The following is a 16,318-nucleotide window of genomic DNA, read 5'->3' as shown; positions in this document are numbered from 1 at the left end:
AGTCGAGACCGCTCATGCGCCGGGCCCGGCTGACGTACCTACCACAGCAGCAGCCGGGCTCGGCGCGTCCCTACACGGAAGGACGTGCCAGTGAATCATGACGACGAGAACGAGCTCTTCGAGCGACTCGAATCTGAAATGGCGCTCGAAGAAGGCAACGGGGTGGTCGACCTGACCGAGGCGCGGTCGGCCCGCTCCGAACCGACCGAGTCGGCAAGATCAGCGCACGACGAGTCCGGTGACCCAACGGCTCGACTCGCGGTCGACAGAACTGGAGGGCCGTCGGGCCCCGGCTTCATGGATCGGGTGCGCGGCGCCAAGCGCCGGCCTGTGCTCCCGGCATGGGCCACTTCCAAACCAGAGTTCGTCACCGCTGCCGGATGGCTCGCGGGCCACACCTGGCACACAGCCGCGTACCACGGGGTGCGCCTCCCCTGGTACGGGCTGATGTTGACGGCTCAATCTCCAAGCGGCATCGCTCAGTTCGTGGGCGGCTCTATGCGCTGGCTGGCCGATCGCGAAGGCGACCCGCTGCGCGCGGCAGCCGCCAGGCGCGAAGACGTCGCGGAGTACCTCAAGCTCAGCCGGCAGCGCGACCGCCGAGTCCGCTGGCGGACGCTCGTCGCCGTCGCCGCCTCCGTCTTCGGGATGTCGACGGCGATGTCCCTGTACGTACTCGCTCCTGCCTGGCTGCTCGTCCTCTCCGGAGCGATGGTCACGCTCGCGCTCGGCTGGCTCGGCCAGCCCGCGGACGAGCCGGTGGTTCACCGGGCTGTCGAGATCCCGAAGGTCCAGAAGCTCACCAGCGACATCGTGCTCCGCGCGCTCGGCTCGCTCGGCATCGGCCAGATCAACCAGGCCATCGCCAAGGGACGGGACCCGCTCACGTTCACCGCGCCCATCACCCGGGACGGGCCCGGCTGGCGCGCCGAGGGCGACCTCCCCTTCGGCGTGACCGTCGCGGACGTCGTCGACAAGCGGGACAAGCTCGCTTCCGGTCTGCGCCGTCCGCTTGGCTGTGTATGGCCGGACGCCGTACCCGACGAGCACACGGGCCGACTGGTGCTGTGGGTCGGGGATCAGGACATGTCGAAGGCCAAGCAGCCGACTTGGCCGCTCGCGAAGTCGGGTTCCGTCGACCTGTTCAAGCCCGTCGCCTTCGGCACCGACCAGCGGGGGCGTTGGGTGGAGATCACGCTCATGTACATCGCGGGCGTCATCGGCGCGATTCCCCGCATGGGCAAGACGTTCCTCCTACGCCTCCTGCTGCTGATCGCGGCGCTCGACCCCCGGGCCGAGCTGCACTTGTTCGACCTCAAGGGCACAGGCGACCTGGGGCCGTTGGAGCAGGTCGCCTACCGCTACCGCGCCGGCGACGACGACGAGGACATCCTCTACATCCTCGCCGACCTGCGGGAACTTCGCGGGGAGCTGCGGCGCCGGGCCAAGGTCATCCGCTCTCTGCCGCGGGACCTGTGCCCCGAGTCGAAGGTGACCAGCGACCTGGCGTCGAAGAAGTCCCTGGGGCTCCACCCGGTCGTGGTCGGCGTCGACGAGTGCCAAGTCCTCTTCGAGCACCCCAGGTACGGCGAGGAGATCAAGGAGATCTGCACCGACATCACCAAGCGCGGCCCGGCGCTGGGCTTCGTGCAGCTCCTCTCAACACAGCGCCCGGACAAGGACGCCCTTCCGCCCGGGATCGGCGCCAATGCCTCCGCGCGGTTCTGCCTCAAGGTCCTGGGCCAGATCGAGAACGACATGGTGCTCGGCACCGGCGCGTACAAGCGCGGCGTACGGGCCACCATGTTCGCCTGGGCGGACAAGGGCATCCACTACTTCGTAGGGGAGGGTGCCGACGCTCGCATCGTCCGCTCCGTCTACGCGGACGCTGTCCTCGCCGAGCGCATCGCGCTGCGGGGACGGAAGCTGCGACAGGCCGCTGGCACTCTCGCCGGCCACGCGCTCGGCGAGGAGCCGGAAGGAGATCCCGCCGCCTCGTACGACCTACTCGCCGACATCCTCGCCGTCCTCAGCCACAAGGAATCCAAGCTGTGGTCCGAGGAAGTCGCCTCCCGGCTGGCCGAGTTGAGGCCGGAGATCTACGGCGAGTGGAGCGCCGAGCAGCTCACATCCGCGCTCAAGCCGTACGGGATCAACACGATCCAGATCGGCCGCCGAGTCGACGGCAAGGTCGTCAACCGGCGAGGCATCGCCCGTAGCGACATCGCCAATGCAGTCGCGGAACGTGACGGAAAGTCCGACGCCGCATGAGATCCGGGGCCGCTCCCGCTAGCAGCACGCCTCGCTAACGTTAGCGGCCCCGCTAGCGCGCCATTCCCCATGTGACCAGGCCGCTAGCGGATAGCGGCCTGGTCCGGGGACACCTTTCAACCGCCGCTTCAGGGGGACTTCATGACCTCGACGCTCGACGCTATCGCCGGTCTTCTCTTCATCACTCTCAGCTACGCAGCACTGTGCGCCGTCTCGCCGTTTGGCAACTGCCGCAAGTGCCGCGGCTTCGGCTTCTACATACGCCGGACCCGCCGCGGGCGCATCAAGCGCGGTCCCGACTGCCGCCGTTGCCTCGGCTACGGCAAGCGCATCCGGATCGGCCGGCACATCTACAACCTCGTCGCACGACTGCACCGCGACCACTCCCAGACCCTCTGACCGCCGGGCCTCTCCGGCAGAAAGGACCCCGATCGTGATCACGCTCTCGCTCGTGCTGCTCTTCGGCTTCATCGTCGCTCTTCTGCTCAAGTACCGCGCCGTCACGGCTGGTTCGGCAGTCGCCTCGCTGCTCTTCGGCTTCTACCTCGCCAACACGCCCGTCGCCGGGCCCATCAACCAGGTCATGACCGCCCTCGTAACCGCCATAGGCAACTGACACCGAAGGAGCTCGACATGTGCAACTCGATCACCGCCACGCCCTCGTCGCCCTCGTCCCCGATCTCCCTGACCGCCGTCGGCGAACTGCGCGACGCGCTCACCGCGTTGCAGCGCGGCAACGCCCCGGTCGCCGTCTCCGCGCTCATGGCCATCGACTCCGAGTCATGGGCCGCCATGGAGGCGCGCCTGGCCGCCGTCGGCGGAGACCTCCGCGAACTGCTCGACGCCGCCAGCGAGAACACGCACGTACGACTCCCGCTGCACTGACCCCGCTCCGTACGGCCCGGCCATGGGCCGTACGGCGCACGCCGTTCCCTGCTCCTGCCAACCGGAGAACCTTCATGGCTGACACCAAGGCGAAATGGTTTCGCACCCTGCCGGAGAGCGTGTACGCGCTGGGCGCCGCCGCCCGCGAGTACCGCCTCGCACTCCACACCGCCAAGCTCGGCATCAGCAACACCGACCCGACCCGCACCCACCACCACCTCGGCGAACTCGCCGTCCCCGGTACGCCGTTCCACCGCCCGCACGATGTCGCCCTGGTGTCGGTCAGCGACCTGTACACGGGGCTGGAGAAGCAGGTCCACGGCCTCTTCGAGAACGCGGCACGCGCCTACGCCCATGGCGCAGCCTGGGCGATCAAGTCGGTCCTGGAAGGCAGGCAACCGGCGCACGTGCTGCTGCACCGCGAGCGGGGCCAGTACCTCTTCATGGGCGAACTGCCCGACTTCCGCGAAGGGTTGGCACGGTGGACCGGCGGCAGTCGGCTCAACTCGCTGCGCGAGGACCTCATCTTCCGGGAGAGCGCACGCCGCGCGGCCGACTCCCTCGGCGCGGAGCAGGACCTCGAAGCACACGAGTCCGCGGCTCTGGCTGCCGCTCTCGACTCCGCCGAGGGCCTCGCGCAGACCGCGTACGACTACGGCGAACTCGCCGAGAACGCCCTGCACTTCGCCATCGACAGGGCACGCACGAACCGGCTCCCGAAGGACGCTCAGTGATGCCGCAAACGAACAATAGGCCCACTCAGCAGCAGCCGGGTTCGCCCGAGGAGGTCTACGCCCGGGGGCCGAGCATCGAGCAGGAGATCGCCTCGCTCGCGGAGCTGAGCGAACGGCACGCACACGACAAGGCGTTGCCCCGCGAGTTCTGGCTGCGGAAAGCGGCATTAGTGGATCGCATCGCGCTCAGCGAAGCCGCGGCGTACGGGCCCGAACTCGCGAAGTCGGCGATACGGGCGGCGGAAGCGGCGGCCGTACAGCTGCACGCGTACGACGCGAAGCACCGCAACCGCGAGTACGTGCGCCAGCAGTACCGCGTCTGGAGCCTCACCGAGGACTCCTGACTACGCCCGGGGCAGCGGCCAACGGATCAAGGAAGCCCGCTGCCCCGGCCTCCCATCCCACGAAGAAACAGGAGGTACGTACAGCATGCCTCAATGCAGGTACTGCCCGCTGCCCCGCCCTGTGCAGGACCAGCAGCATGCGGGGGAGGCGTCGCGATGACCGAGCAGCCCCACATGCCCGCCGGAAGCCGGCACGGCAACGTGCACGCTCTGCACTCCGTTGCAGAACGGGGTGGAGCGCCCTGCGATCTGGAGGCCGAACAGGCGGTCCTCGGCTCGATGATGCTCGCGGCCGAGGTGATCGCCGAGGTGCAGGCGACGCTCAGCGCCGAGGACTACTACCGCCCTGCACACGAGACCATCCACCGCTCCGCCGCCGTCCTGCACGGCCAGGGCAAGCCCGTCGACCCGATCACCCTGACCCACTACCTCGGTCAGACCGGAGACCTCGGCCGGGTCGGCGGGCCCGCGTACGTCCACGGGCTCGTCCAGGCCGTACCGACGACGGCGAACGCCGGCTACTACGCGGAGATCGTCCACGAACTGGCCGAGCGGCGCCGCCTGATCCAGGCCGGGACTCGTCTCGTCCAAGCGGCCTCCACGCCGGACGCCACGGCCGAAGAGGTGCGCGAGGCCTTGGCGCTCGGGGAGGAGAAGCTGCCCGAGGCGTGGTCGGAGCCGATCCCGCTCAACGCGCGGCCGCAGCTTCCGCGCTTCCCGCTGCACGCGCTGCCGTCCTGGCTCGGGGACTTCTGCTCAGCGCTGGCGGAGGAGACGCAGACGCCCCCGGACATGGCCGCGGCGCTGGGCCTGAGCGTGCTCGCCACGGCGGCCGGCGGGCGCGTCGTGGTGCGCGTACGTGGCCGTTGGCACGAGCCGACCAACCTCTACGTCGTGGTCGCGCTGCCACCGGCGAACCGCAAGTCCGCGGTCTTCTCCGCCATGACAGGCCCGGTCTACGAGGCGGAGAAGCACCTCGCGAACCAGGCCGCCGGGAGCATCGTCGAGGCCGAACTGACCCGGAAGATGGCTCAGGAGGCCGCGGACAAGGCAGCCACTCGCGCGTCTTCGGCCGAGGGGCCGGAGCGGGACAGCCTCGTCGCCGAAGCCATCGACCTGGCTCAGCACGCCGAAGCGTTGACGGTTCTGCCGAAGCCGCGGCTGCTGGCGGACGACTCCACCCCCGAGACGGTCACCTCGCTCATGGCCGAGCAGGGCGGACGGCTGGCGGTGATGTCCGCGGAGGGCGGCATCTTCGACATCATCGCCGGGCGCTACTCCGGCGCCCCGAACATGGAGGTCTTCCTCAAGGGCCACGCCGGCGACCGACTCAAGGTCGACCGCCGCAACCGCGAGGAGTTCATGGAAGCCCCCGCGCTGACCATGGGCCTGGCCGTACAGCCCTCCGTGCTGGAGGACATCGGCAAGAACCGCGGCTTCGACGGCCGCGGACTCCTCGCCCGATTCCTCTACGCGCTGCCGGACTCCCTCGTCGGCTACCGCAAGATCGGCCCGGCACCAGTGCAGGCGTCGGTCGCGGCACGGTACGAGCGCAACGTCACAGCCCTGACGCTGTCGCTCGCCGAACGGGCAGAGCCGTACGTCCTTCGCCTCTCCCCGGATGCGGGCGCAGAGCTGCTCGGCTTCGAGGAGCGGATCGAGCCTCAACTCCGGGCGCGGGGCGGCAAGCTGGGCCATGTCGGCAAGTGGGCGGGCAAGCTCGTCGGCACCGCAGCCCGCATCGCCGGACTCCTCCACGTCGCCGCCCGCCTGGAGGACGGCTACGGCACACCCATAGAGCCGTCGACGATGACGTCCGCCATCGAGATCGCGGACTACTTCGCGGACCACGCCCTGACGGTCTTCGACCTCATGGGCGCCGACGCCGCCCAAGCGAGGGCCCAGTCACTCCTTGAGGTGCTCCACGCGAACGCCTGGGAAACGGTCTCGCGCCGCGACCTGTTCGCCAAGCTCTCCCGCTCGGAGTTCCCGACGGTCGCCGACCTGGAACCAGCCGTCGCCCTCCTGGAAGAACACGGCTACCTTCGCACCCACACCCCACCCCGCACCGGCAAGCGAGGCCGCCCGCCAGCACCGCGGTACCTCATCCACCCGCAGGTGAGGGAGGGCCAGGCATGAGCGCAAACCGCCGCATCTCCAAAGGGTCCGCCGCGCAAACCGCAGTATCCGCGGAAACTCCACCCCCGCGCAGCTGACCAGCGCCGACACACTCTCCCGGAGAGCTATCGCCGCCCTCCGCAGAACCACGCAGAACCCCCGCACAAACAGCGCCCGCCATGCGCTCGACGGCGGACGAACCGTCCGCCTCGGCCTTTGTGCGGCACTTCCGATGGTTTCTGCGACTGCTGCCCGGCTGCTCCAACTCCGCAGCTCAGGCAGCACGTTCATGTCTTTCCGCGGATTGTGCGGTTTCCGCGACAGCCGGTACCGCCCCGAGACCGCGGCTCGGAACAACAGGAGGCTCGAATGCCCCGCCAGCGACACCTCAAGTTGACCGAAGTCCTCGAAGAGATCGACATGTCCCGCGCCGCCTTCTACCGCATGCGCGCACGCGGCAAGGCACCCAAGCTCATCAAGCTCCCCAACGGCCAACTGCGCGTACGCCGCAGCGACCTCGACGCCTGGTGGACCAACTGCGAACAACAAGCCGCCTGACCCAACCCACCCCGAGCCCGGTGTGAGCCGGGCGTCTCTCTTGAGAAGGGCACCATGATGGGGAAGACGTACGACGTGCGTATCTGGAGCGTCCGGCAACGCAAGGACCGTCGCCAGTCCTCAGCTGAGCTTCGGTGGAAGACCGGCGGCACTCCGCATTCTCAGACCTTCCGAACCAAGACACTCGCTGACGGCAGGCGTGCAGAACTACTGCGCGCCGTACATGAAGGGGAGCCGTTCGACGAGGAAACCGGAGTTCCACTCAGGGAACTCCGTGAGGAGAACGACGTGACGTGGTTCCAACACGCGCGGGACTACATCGAGATGAAGTGGCCGCACTCACCCGGCTCCACCCGACGGACCCTCGCTGAGGCGATGGCGACCGTCACGCCAGCCTTGGTGAAGGACACCAAGGGCATGGCTGACGTCAACACAGTTCGTACAGCTCTCTACAGCTGGGCTTTCAACGTGAACCGCCGCGACGAAGCTCCGCCCACACAGGTCGCCCGGGTTCTCGACTGGTTCGAACGGAAGTCGCTGCCCGTCTCAGCTGTCGCGGACCGGTTGCGCGTACGTGCGGCCCTCGAAGCGCTCACCAAGAAGTTGGACGGCAAGACGGCCGCCGCAGCGACGATCCGCAGGAAGCGAGCGATCTTTCACAACGCTCTCGGGTACGCCGTGGACGCCGAGCGGTTGCCTAGCAACCCTCTGCCGCTCGTCCAGTGGCGAGCGCCGGAGCAGGTCGAGGAGGAGGTGGACCCGGCATGCGTGCCAGACCCCCGTCAGGCAGCAGCGCTGTTTGACGCCGTACGCACGCAAAGCCCTCGCGGTCGGCGGTTGGTGGCGTTCTTCGGCTGCATGTACTTCGCAGCCGCACGTCCCGCCGAGGTGATCGGTCTCCGAAGGGACGACTGCGACCTCCCGCGCCGCGGCTGGGGCGAGTTGCGGCTCCGCGAGACCCGTCCTCGATCCGGTTCAGCGTGGACGGATTCGGGACTGCCACACGACGAGCGGGGGTTGAAGCACCGACCGCGCAAGGCCGTCCGTCCTGTTCCGATACCGCCGGACCTGGTGGCCATGCTGCGCTGGCACGTCACCGCCTACGGCGTGGCACCCGACGGCCGACTCTTCCGCACCATGCGCGGCGGACTCATCCAGGACACCGGTTACGGCGAGGTCTGGGCCGAAGCCCGCCGAAGGGCCCTGAGCCCAGCTCAGTACACCTCGCTTTTGGCGAAGCGCCCGTACGACCTTCGCCACGCGGCAGTCTCCACATGGCTTAGTTCGGGAGTGGAGCCACAACTCGTTGCCAAACGCGCCGGTCACAGCGTCGCCATTCTGTTCCGCGTCTACGCGAAGTGTCTAGACGGCGCGCAGGACACGGCGAACGCCCGGATCGAAGCCGCCCTGAGGACGGCTAGGTAAAGCCGGACGTCACTCACACGCCGATCCGAGGAACCAACGGAACCAACTTGAGACCCATGCAGCATGCGACGCGAGAGCGTGCCCTCTGGTGATCAACGGAGAAGTGGCCAGTGATCAGCCTTTCCGTTTTCGCTGGCCACTTCCCGTCTGTGGCGGCTAGGCACGGTCCTGTCGCGGCAGGAGCAGATGCGGACCTAATCCAACGGTGCACTCATGGCGCTACTGGCACAATGCCAGGGTCCGCAAGGAGGAGGGGTTTCGATGCTCGCGGAGACCGCAGCATTACGGCTGGGCACGACCGTGGCGAATGCGGCGGGGCAGTTGTGGCTGAGGAGCAATCAGCGAGAGCAGGAGCGTTCGCTACCGATGGAGGAGCTCGTACGGGTTCGGGTGCCCGGCGTCCGGCTCCAGCGCGAAATCAGGCAACAGTTCGAGCAGATCACCAACGCGGTGTTCGACCGACTGGAGCCGTTCTTGAAGCATGCATTTCAGCGCTTGGAAGAGGGCGGTCGCCAAGCGGTGGTCGATGCCGTGTCTGACACGTTCACGCAGGCGGATCTCTCGGACAAGTCCCTCCTCGCCACGAACGCCCAGGCGGCTGAGCTGATTCGCAGCATCACAGATTCCGTGAACGGACCCGTCGGCCTGAATGAGGCGGAAACCCGCCTCTACGAAGTGCTCTTTGCTGAGTGTGCCGAGTACTACGTTCGCATCGTGCGCAGCCTGCCGGTGTTTGAGGAACGAGCGGCAGCGGAGCTGCTCGCGCGTACGGCCACGTTGGGCAGCGAGGTGGCGCGAATTTTGGAACGACTTCCGGATCGAACACTGTTTGCACCCGATGGCACAGACCAGGATACTGCCTTCCGCCGAACCTACCTGGAAGTGGTCAGCAGGGATCTCGACGAAGTAGAGCTGTTCCGTCGTACATCCGACCAGGCGTCCGCACCCCGCGTGCGGCTGTCAGTCGCGTACATCAGTTTGCGAACCACTGGAGACGACGGAAAGTCCCGACGCACCGCGCGCTCTGCGCCACTACTTAGGCCCGACATGAGCTACTGGGAAAAGGCCGGTAGCGAGGGCTCCGGCACCCGGGTCGAGACAGCGCTCCGCGAGGCGACCCGCGTGCTCCTTCGGGGCGATGCCGGCTCGGGCAAGACAACTTTGTTGCGCTGGCTGGCCATCACCGCGGCGCGCGGAGCCTTCACCGGTGAGCTGGCCGATTGGAACGGCCTCACCCCCATCTTCATCAAGCTGCGTGACTACAGTGGCCGCACTCTTCCCAATCCGGACGCAATGCTTGACGCAATCGCCGGACACGTCACCGGGATCATGCCTAGGGGGTGGGTAGAGAGACAGCTCTCCAGTGGCAGGGCACTGCTTCTGATCGACGGCGTGGACGAACTGCTCGACCGGGAACGCCGAGCAGTGCGGGACTGGCTGCGCAAGTTGCTGGGGCAATACGCCAATGTGCGGGTTGTCGTCACCTCACGCCCCGCGGCAGCCAGCGCGGACTGGCTGCGGCGTGAGGACTTCACAGTCCTCCACCTAGACCGGATGACGCCGCCGGACCTAGCGGCCTTCGTACGGCAGTGGCACCACGCAGTTCGGGAGCTGGGCGACGAACTGCCCTGCACCGTGGAGGAACTACCCCAGTACGAGCAGTTCCTGCTCACCAGCCTCAAAGACCGCGCTCATCTTCAATCTCTCGCGGGTACGCCATTGTTAGCAGCCATGTTGTGCGCGATGCACCTGAACAGGGGCCGCCAACTACCCCGGGATCACATGGAGCTGTATCGCAACGCCCTGCACACTCTGGTCCACGACCGAGACGCGGATCGCAATGTGCCGAGCGCTGTAGACAGCCAACTCAGCCTTAGCGACAAACTCGTCATAATGAGGGATCTTGCATGGCGAATGTCGGACAACAACCTCAGCGAAATCGAGTTGGAGAGGGCGGCCGCGTACGTCACGGCGAAGCTGAGGGCCATGCGCCATCTGGACGTTCTGGACGGCGACCGGACCCTGGAGCAACTACGGCATCGCTCCGGAATCCTCCGATCCCCCGCAGAGGGGCGTGTGGACTTCGTGCACCGCACCTTCCAGGAGTACCTGGCTGCAGAGGAGGCGGCAGAGGAAGACCGCATCGGCAACCTGGTCGGTCGGGCACATCTGGATCTGTGGCGAGAGACGATCATCATGGCTGCGGGACACGCCAACACGCGCCAGCGGGAAGAACTTCTCGCTGGCATCCTTGACCGCGCCGAAAAAGAACGGCGCCACGCGCGCAAGCTTCGACTTTTGGCGGCGGCCTGTCAGGAGACAATGCCTTCCGTATCTGAGACGCTCGCACACCGTCTGGACGAGGCCATAACCCAGCTGCTTCCCGCTAAGCGAGACACGGATCCACCCGCTTTAGCCGCGGTGGGATCCAGCCTGCTGCGTTGGTTACCGCGATCATTGGGGCAACTCACCGAGAAGGCTGCGGCACAAACGGTACGGACCGTGGCACTGATCGGGGGTGAGGAGTCGCTTGAACTTCTGTCAGGATACGTGGGGGATGATCGTAGCGACGTTATCAAGCAGCTCATCCGCGCATGGAACTATTTCGATGCCGACGCCTATGCCGACGCTGTCCTGTCACGACTGTCGTTGACAGGAAGTCTCGTATCACTCACTCATTCCGGCCAACTACACGCGGCAAGTCGACTGCGTTCATTAACCCGCCTCCAAATAACTTCCTCAGCGCCGCAACTCGAGATGCTCGCCGAATTTCCCCCTCTACAGCACCTATGGATAAGCAATATGCGCGGTAGTGCTGACTTGTCATTCCTCCGAGTCCATTCGAACCTGGAGGAATTTCTATTGTTCGGTGATGCGTCGCTAAACAATACATCTGCGATCGCGAATCTCAAGGAACTGAACTGGCTCGGGGTTCCTCTGACTGGAGACTTAGACCTGAGAAACTTGCGCCTGCTTCCCAAGCTGCAAACGCTCAGTTTGCATCACGTTGCAGACAAGGATCTGCGCCCGTTGACGACCCTCGCCAACCTTCCACACTTGCACCTACTGGGGAATGATAGAACTAAGCTGCCTCACCTCAAGAATCTTGCAGGAATGAATAGTCTGCAAACCCTAGCGCTCTTCGACAACGACGTGAGTGGCTGGCTTCTTTCACTCAAGAATACCCCTGCCTCGTTGACCGAGTTGCATCTTTTCGACTGCGTTGCACCCCCCGACCCTCAAGTCTTCAGGAAATTCGAGAACCTAAACTTTGTCTATCTCTCCGATTGCTGCACCCCCAACGGCGCGCCCATCACAACACTGGACATCCCAGGTGTGCGCACCGAGGTCACCTGACATGCAAGAACCACCACCTGCTGCCAGGACGCAGGTCCACGCATAGCCACGAGTCCTTTCGATGACCGCGTCGGTCGTCCGCACACAAGATGACAAGCTCTCCGGGAGTGCCGACACGAAGCCCTCTGGACGAGACGCGCATGAGCCTGCTCCTGCAAGCCAGGTACCTGCACGCAAACATCAATCACCCAACGTCCAGTCGGGAAACTGCACCACGGCGGCCCCGACGTTGACGTGGAACAGGATGCGCCGCTCAGCGGTAGCGTCGCCGCCCCAGTACCCGTGTTCGAGTGCGGAACCGCAACTCAGGACGGATTGATGCCCCACGCCTGCCCCACACAAGCTGGTCAGCATGCGAATCAGGGTGAGACAAAGTGGGGCATACGCCGCAAGAAGCGCGACCACAGGAAGGCGGCGCAGAAGGGGCCCGTGACCAGCTTCCACGCTGGTCACGGGCCCCTTCTTGTCTGTGGCGGCGCTAGGATTCGAACCTAGGAAGGCTGAGCCGGCAGATTTACAGTCTGCTCCCTTTGGCCGCTCGGGCACACCGCCTGGGATTGCTGCCCGGCCCCGCCCGTAGGCGGTGCTCCGTGGCAACGCCGTAAACCATACCCGATGACCGGGGGTGCTTCGCCACCCGGTTGATCAGGGGTGCGGGGGCTGCTCAGTGGCTAGGCTGGCCCGCGGTTCGCGTCGCGGGCCGCCTGTTTGACGGATCTATCTACGAGGAGCCAACTCACCATGGCCGACTCCAGTTTCGACATCGTCTCGAAGGTCGAGCGGCAGGAGGTCGACAACGCCATCAACCAGGCCTCCAAGGAGATCTCACAGCGCTACGACTTCCGCGGCGTGGACGCCTCGGTCGCGTGGTCGGGCGAGAAGATCGAGATGCGGGCCAACGCGGAGGAGCGGGTGAAGGCCGTACTCGACATCCTCCAGTCAAAGCTGATCAAGCGCGGTATCTCCCTCAAGGCGCTGGACGCGGGCGAACCGCAGGCGTCCGGCAAGGAGTACAAGATCTTCGCGTCACTCAAGGAGGGCATCGCGCAGGACGAAGCCAAGAAGATCGCGAAGGTCATCCGCGACGAGGGGCCGAAGGGCGTCAAGGCCCAGGTCCAGGGCGACGAGCTGCGGGTCTCGTCCAAGAGCCGGGACCATCTCCAGGAGATCATCGCGCTGTTGAAGGGAAAGGACTTCGACTTCCCGCTCCAGTTCGTGAACTACCGCTGAGTGGGCCGGTGGCAGGCCGCAGCCGCGCGGTCCGCTCACCGGCCCCGCGCGGGCCGGGCGGCGCGCGCACGCGCACTCCGCTCGTGTCGCGCGCCGTGCACCGGGCCCTGCGGGTTTCCCGGCCTGAGGAGCCGGGGCGCTGAACTACTCGTCCGGGTGGTGCAGTTCGATGTCGAAGCCGTCGACTCCCCGACCGTCGACGTGCAGAACGCTCGCCACCGGCGGATAGCCGCCGGCGATGACGGAGTAGTCGCCGGCGTCCAGGTCGGAGAAGGCGTAGGCGCCGTCCTTGCCGGTCGTGGCGGTGGCGACCACGTTGCCCGCGGCGTCGACGAGCGTGACCCTGGCGTCCGGCAGCGGTTCGCTGTCCGCGCCCGCTCGTACGATGCCGTGCACCCGTGCGCCCGCCGCGAGTTCGATCTCGATGCGGGTGACCTCGTCCCCGTCCACCTCGACGGAGCGGGCCGTGGGCCGGTGTCCCGGTGCGTTGACCGCGAGCGTGAAGGCTCCGGTCACCAGCTCGTCGAAGCGGAAGTCGCCCCGTCCGCCGGTGGTGGCGGTGGCCAGCGCCTCGCCGCGCACATCCGTCACCACGACCAGCGCCCCCGTCACCGGGCGGCCGTCCGCGGCGCTGCGGACGCGGCCCGCCAGACCGCTGGTGCCGGTGAGCAGGACGTCGTGGGCCAGCGGCTCCTCGCCGACCGCGACCGTCGAGGCCTGCGGCTGGTGGCGGTCGGCGGCGGCGATCAGCACGTAGCTGCCGGGCCCGGGGGCCGGCATCGCGTACGAGCCGTCGAACTGGGCGACGGTGCGGCCGAGTTGACGTCCGTCGAGTGAGATCAGCGTCAGCGCGGCGCGCGCGAGCCCCTTGCCGGCGGCGTTGCGCACGGTCCCGCGGACGGCGCATCCGTTCCCCTCGTACGGGCCCTCGGCGGGGCCCGCCATCGTGGCCGTCAGCGCATGCGCACCGGGCTCGTGTGCCGTGGCCGTTCCGGCGCCGGCCTCGTAGGCGCCGGCGCCCACGCCCACCGGTACGCGCGCGGGCCCGGCCGAGGGCGGCGGGATCGCGCCGGCCGGCTCGGCGGCGGGCTCCGCGGGACCGGAGGCGCCGGGGTCGTCGCGCAGACCCTCGCCCTCCACGTCCACGTCCGGCAGGGCGCGGTCCAGCCACCGTGGCAGCCACCAGGCGGCGCGGCCCAGCATCGCCAGCACCGCCGGGACGATGGCCATGCGCACGATGAACGCGTCGAAGAGGACGGCGATGGCGAGACCGAAGCCGATCATCTTGACCATCGAGTCGGTCGACCCGATGAAGCCGGAGAACACCGCGATCATGATGACCGCCGCGGCGGTGACGACCCGTGCCCCGTGCCGGAAGCCGGTGACGACGGCCTGTCCCGGCCGCTCCCCGTGGACGTACGCCTCCCGCATGCGTGTGACCAGGAAGACCTCGTAGTCCATCGCCAGTCCGAACACGACGCCCACCATGAAGATCGGCATCATCGACATGACGGGACCGGTCTCCTCGACGGCCATCAGGTCGGCCAGCCAGCCCCATTGGAAGACGGCGACCACCGCGCCGAGCGCGGCGAGCACGGAGAGCAGGAAGCCGAGCGCGGCCTTGAGCGGCACGAGGATCGAGCGGAAGACGACGATCAGCAGCAGGAAGGCCAGACCGACGACGAGTGCCAGATAGGGGGCGAGGGCGTCGTCGAGCTTCTGCGAGACGTCGATGTTCATCGCGGTGGCGCCGGTGACCAGCACGTCGGCGTGCGTGTCCGCCTCTATGCCGTCTCCGGCTCCGCGGATGGCGTGCACCAGGTCCTCGGTCCTGGTCGAGGAAGGCTCGGAGCGCGGGATCACGTTGATCATCGCGGTGTCGCCGGCCTTGTTGTACTTGGCCGGGGTCACGGTGAGCACGTCGTCGAGGCTCTTCACGGTCCTGGTGACCTCGCCGACGGCGGCCTTCGGGTCGTCGCTGGTTCCGGCGTCGACGACGACCGTCAGCGGGCCGTTGAAGCCCGGCCCGAAACCGTCGGAGAGCAGGTCGTACGCCTTGCGCTGCGTGGTGTCCGTCGGCTGCGAACCGTCGTCGGGCAGGCCGAGTTCGAGCGAGCCTGCCGGGACCGCGGCCGCGCCGAGGCCGATGACCGCGAGCAGCAGCACGGTGACGGGCCTGCGGACGACGAAACGCGCCCAGCGCGTGCCCATGTTGGGCCTGGCCTCGGCGCCCGCCGCCTTCGCGTCGTCGCCGCCGTCCTTCTGCTTGCGCCGTGCGTTGCGCCGCGCGCCCGCGGGCCGCACCCTCTTGCGCGCGTATCCGAGCAGCGCGGGGATCAGCGTGAGCGCGATGAGGACCGCGATGGCGACGGTGCCCGCGGCCGCGACGCCCATCTTGGTCAGTACGGGGATGTCGACGACGGCGAGCCCGACGAGCGCGATCACGACGGTGAGTCCGGCGAACACCACGGCGGAACCGGCGGTGCCGACCGCCCTGCCCGCGGCCTCCTCCCGCTCGCGGCCCTCGGCGAGTTCGGCGCGGTAACGGGAGACGATGAAGAGGGCGTAGTCGATGCCGACCGCGAGGCCGATCATCATCGCGAGCGTCGAGGTCGTGGAGTCCAGATCAAGCGCCTCCGACAGCGCGGTGATCGTGGAGATGCCGATGCCGACGCCGATCAGGGCGGTGAGCAGCGGAAGTCCGGCCGCGATCAGCGAGCCGAACGTGATCAGCAGCACGACGGAGGCGATGCCGATCCCGATGACCTCCGTGGAGCCCGTCTCGGGCACCTTGTTGAGCGCGTCGCCGCCGACTTCGACGGTCAGGCCCTTGTCCCTGGCGTCCTGGGCGACGTCCTGGAGCGCGTCGCGCGAGGACTCCTCCAGCTCCATGCCGGGGACCTCGTACGAGACCTGCGCGTACGTGAGCGTTCCGTCCCTGCTGACGGCCTTCGCCTTGAACGGGTCGACGACGGAGGCGACTTCGGAGCCCGAGCCGAGTTCGGCGACGGCCTCCTGGACGGTGGTCCTGTTGCCGGGCGCGGTGATCTTCTGCCCGTCCGGCGCCTTGAAGACGACGCGCGCGGTCGCACCGTCGGCGCTCGAACCGGGGAAGCGGTCCTCCAGCAGGTCGAAGGCCTTCTGCGCCTCGGTGCCCGGAATCGAGAAGGACGCGGAGCCCGCGGTGTGCGCCTGCGCGGCGCCCACGCCGGCGAGCGACAGCAGCACCACCCAGAGCAGGGCGACGAAGTGCCGTCGCCGGAAGGCGAATCGGCCCAGTTTGGAGAGGAAAGTGGCCACGAGGACGTACTCCCGGTCAAGTCGTGGTCTTGCAGGGCGGGTTGCATCGGCCCGACGACGTGAGCGGTCGCGTCAGGTGCTGCGGGTGTGGCACGG

At 67.5% G+C, this 16,318-nt stretch carries 13 protein-coding genes, 1 tRNA gene and 1 pseudogene; 11 read left to right on the top strand and 4 right to left on the bottom strand.

Features of this window, described 5'->3' with window-relative positions; genetic code table 11:
• The first annotated feature begins 90 nt into the window (after positions 1-90).
• From QQM67_RS00965 to QQM67_RS00920, 10 genes are all read left to right on the top strand, one after another.
• Positions 91-2,271 carry a cell division protein FtsK gene (locus QQM67_RS00965; RefSeq protein WP_314172197.1) on the top strand — a complete coding sequence of 727 codons (2,181 nt, stop codon included), beginning with the start codon at positions 91-93 and terminating at the stop codon, positions 2,269-2,271.
• A 141-nt stretch (positions 2,272-2,412) separates the two neighbouring features.
• Positions 2,413-2,670 (top strand): hypothetical protein, encoded by a 258-nt coding sequence (locus tag QQM67_RS00960; protein WP_314171482.1) that lies wholly within the window; start codon positions 2,413-2,415, stop codon positions 2,668-2,670.
• Positions 2,671-2,704: 34 nt separating this feature from the next.
• The gene (locus tag QQM67_RS00955; RefSeq protein ID WP_314171481.1) at positions 2,705-2,887 is read left to right on the top strand and encodes a hypothetical protein; all 183 of its coding nucleotides are present in this window, start codon (positions 2,705-2,707) and stop codon (positions 2,885-2,887) included.
• Between the two features lie 17 nt (positions 2,888-2,904).
• Positions 2,905-3,156 carry a hypothetical protein gene (locus QQM67_RS00950; RefSeq protein ID WP_314171480.1) on the top strand — a complete coding sequence of 84 codons (252 nt, stop codon included), beginning with the start codon at positions 2,905-2,907 and terminating at the stop codon, positions 3,154-3,156.
• 74 nt (positions 3,157-3,230) lie between these two features.
• Entirely contained in the window at positions 3,231-3,890 is a 660-nt protein-coding gene (locus QQM67_RS00945) for a hypothetical protein (RefSeq protein ID WP_314171479.1), read from the top strand.
• Entirely contained in the window at positions 3,890-4,234 is a 345-nt protein-coding gene (locus QQM67_RS00940; protein WP_314171478.1) for a hypothetical protein, read from the top strand. Before QQM67_RS00945 ends, QQM67_RS00940 begins: the two co-directional genes overlap by 1 nt.
• A 156-nt stretch (positions 4,235-4,390) precedes the next feature.
• On the top strand, positions 4,391-6,373 hold the full coding sequence (locus QQM67_RS00935) for a DUF3987 domain-containing protein (RefSeq protein ID WP_314171477.1): 1,983 nt from the start codon (positions 4,391-4,393) through the stop codon (positions 6,371-6,373).
• Between the two features lie 348 nt (positions 6,374-6,721).
• Positions 6,722-6,910, top strand: a complete 189-nt coding sequence (locus QQM67_RS00930) for a helix-turn-helix transcriptional regulator (protein WP_314171476.1) — start codon at positions 6,722-6,724, stop codon at positions 6,908-6,910.
• Positions 6,911-6,967: 57 nt separating this feature from the next.
• The gene (locus QQM67_RS00925) at positions 6,968-8,335 is read left to right on the top strand and encodes a tyrosine-type recombinase/integrase (protein WP_314172196.1); all 1,368 of its coding nucleotides are present in this window, start codon (positions 6,968-6,970) and stop codon (positions 8,333-8,335) included.
• 261 nt (positions 8,336-8,596) lie between these two features.
• A complete protein-coding gene (locus QQM67_RS00920) occupies positions 8,597-11,692 on the top strand; it encodes an NACHT domain-containing protein (protein WP_314171475.1) in 3,096 nt (1,031 codons plus the stop codon).
• Positions 11,693-11,872: 180 nt separating this feature from the next.
• On the opposite strand, the gene QQM67_RS00915 is transcribed toward QQM67_RS00920, so the two are convergent.
• On the bottom strand, positions 11,873-12,046 hold the full coding sequence (locus QQM67_RS00915) for a hypothetical protein (RefSeq protein ID WP_314171474.1): 174 nt from the start codon (positions 12,044-12,046) through the stop codon (positions 11,873-11,875).
• 116 nt (positions 12,047-12,162) lie between these two features.
• Positions 12,163-12,244: transfer RNA gene (locus QQM67_RS00910), tRNA-Tyr, on the bottom strand.
• Positions 12,245-12,433: 189 nt separating this feature from the next.
• Between QQM67_RS00910 and QQM67_RS00905 the strand changes: the two genes are divergently transcribed.
• Positions 12,434-12,922 carry a YajQ family cyclic di-GMP-binding protein gene (locus QQM67_RS00905; protein ID WP_169134387.1) on the top strand — a complete coding sequence of 163 codons (489 nt, stop codon included), beginning with the start codon at positions 12,434-12,436 and terminating at the stop codon, positions 12,920-12,922.
• Between the two features lie 144 nt (positions 12,923-13,066).
• Here QQM67_RS00905 and QQM67_RS00900 read toward each other — a convergent pair whose 3' ends face one another.
• Both QQM67_RS00900 and QQM67_RS00895 read right to left on the bottom strand, forming a co-directional pair.
• Complete coding sequence (locus QQM67_RS00900; protein ID WP_314172195.1) at positions 13,067-13,867, bottom strand: MSCRAMM family protein; 801 nt, start codon at positions 13,865-13,867, stop codon at positions 13,067-13,069.
• 174 nt (positions 13,868-14,041) lie between these two features.
• Positions 14,042-16,222: pseudogene (locus tag QQM67_RS00895) on the bottom strand (MMPL family transporter); the annotation flags it as partial.
• Positions 16,223-16,318: the final 96 nt, after the last annotated feature.

The organism is Streptomyces winkii, assembly GCF_032248595.1.
Classification (GTDB): Bacteria; Actinomycetota; Actinomycetes; order Streptomycetales; family Streptomycetaceae; genus Streptomyces; species Streptomyces winkii.
The sequence above is the reverse complement of the archived record's forward strand: the minus strand, read 5'-3'. Positions and strand labels throughout refer to the sequence as shown.

Coding starts and splice junctions, on each gene's coding strand:
- QQM67_RS00960 (WP_314171482.1), top strand. CDS start 2,413: ATGACCTCGACGCTCGACGCTATCGCCGGTCTTCTCTTCATCACTCTC.
- QQM67_RS00950 (WP_314171480.1), top strand. CDS start 2,905: ATGTGCAACTCGATCACCGCCACGCCCTCGTCGCCCTCGTCCCCGATC.
- QQM67_RS00945 (WP_314171479.1), top strand. CDS start 3,231: ATGGCTGACACCAAGGCGAAATGGTTTCGCACCCTGCCGGAGAGCGTG.
- QQM67_RS00940 (WP_314171478.1), top strand. CDS start 3,890: ATGCCGCAAACGAACAATAGGCCCACTCAGCAGCAGCCGGGTTCGCCC.
- QQM67_RS00935 (WP_314171477.1), top strand. CDS start 4,391: ATGACCGAGCAGCCCCACATGCCCGCCGGAAGCCGGCACGGCAACGTG.
- QQM67_RS00930 (WP_314171476.1), top strand. CDS start 6,722: ATGCCCCGCCAGCGACACCTCAAGTTGACCGAAGTCCTCGAAGAGATC.
- QQM67_RS00925 (WP_314172196.1), top strand. CDS start 6,968: ATGGGGAAGACGTACGACGTGCGTATCTGGAGCGTCCGGCAACGCAAG.
- QQM67_RS00920 (WP_314171475.1), top strand. CDS start 8,597: ATGCTCGCGGAGACCGCAGCATTACGGCTGGGCACGACCGTGGCGAAT.
- QQM67_RS00915 (WP_314171474.1), bottom strand. CDS start 12,046: ATGCTGACCAGCTTGTGTGGGGCAGGCGTGGGGCATCAATCCGTCCTG.
- QQM67_RS00905 (WP_169134387.1), top strand. CDS start 12,434: ATGGCCGACTCCAGTTTCGACATCGTCTCGAAGGTCGAGCGGCAGGAG.
- QQM67_RS00900 (WP_314172195.1), bottom strand. CDS start 13,867: ATGGCGGGCCCCGCCGAGGGCCCGTACGAGGGGAACGGATGCGCCGTC.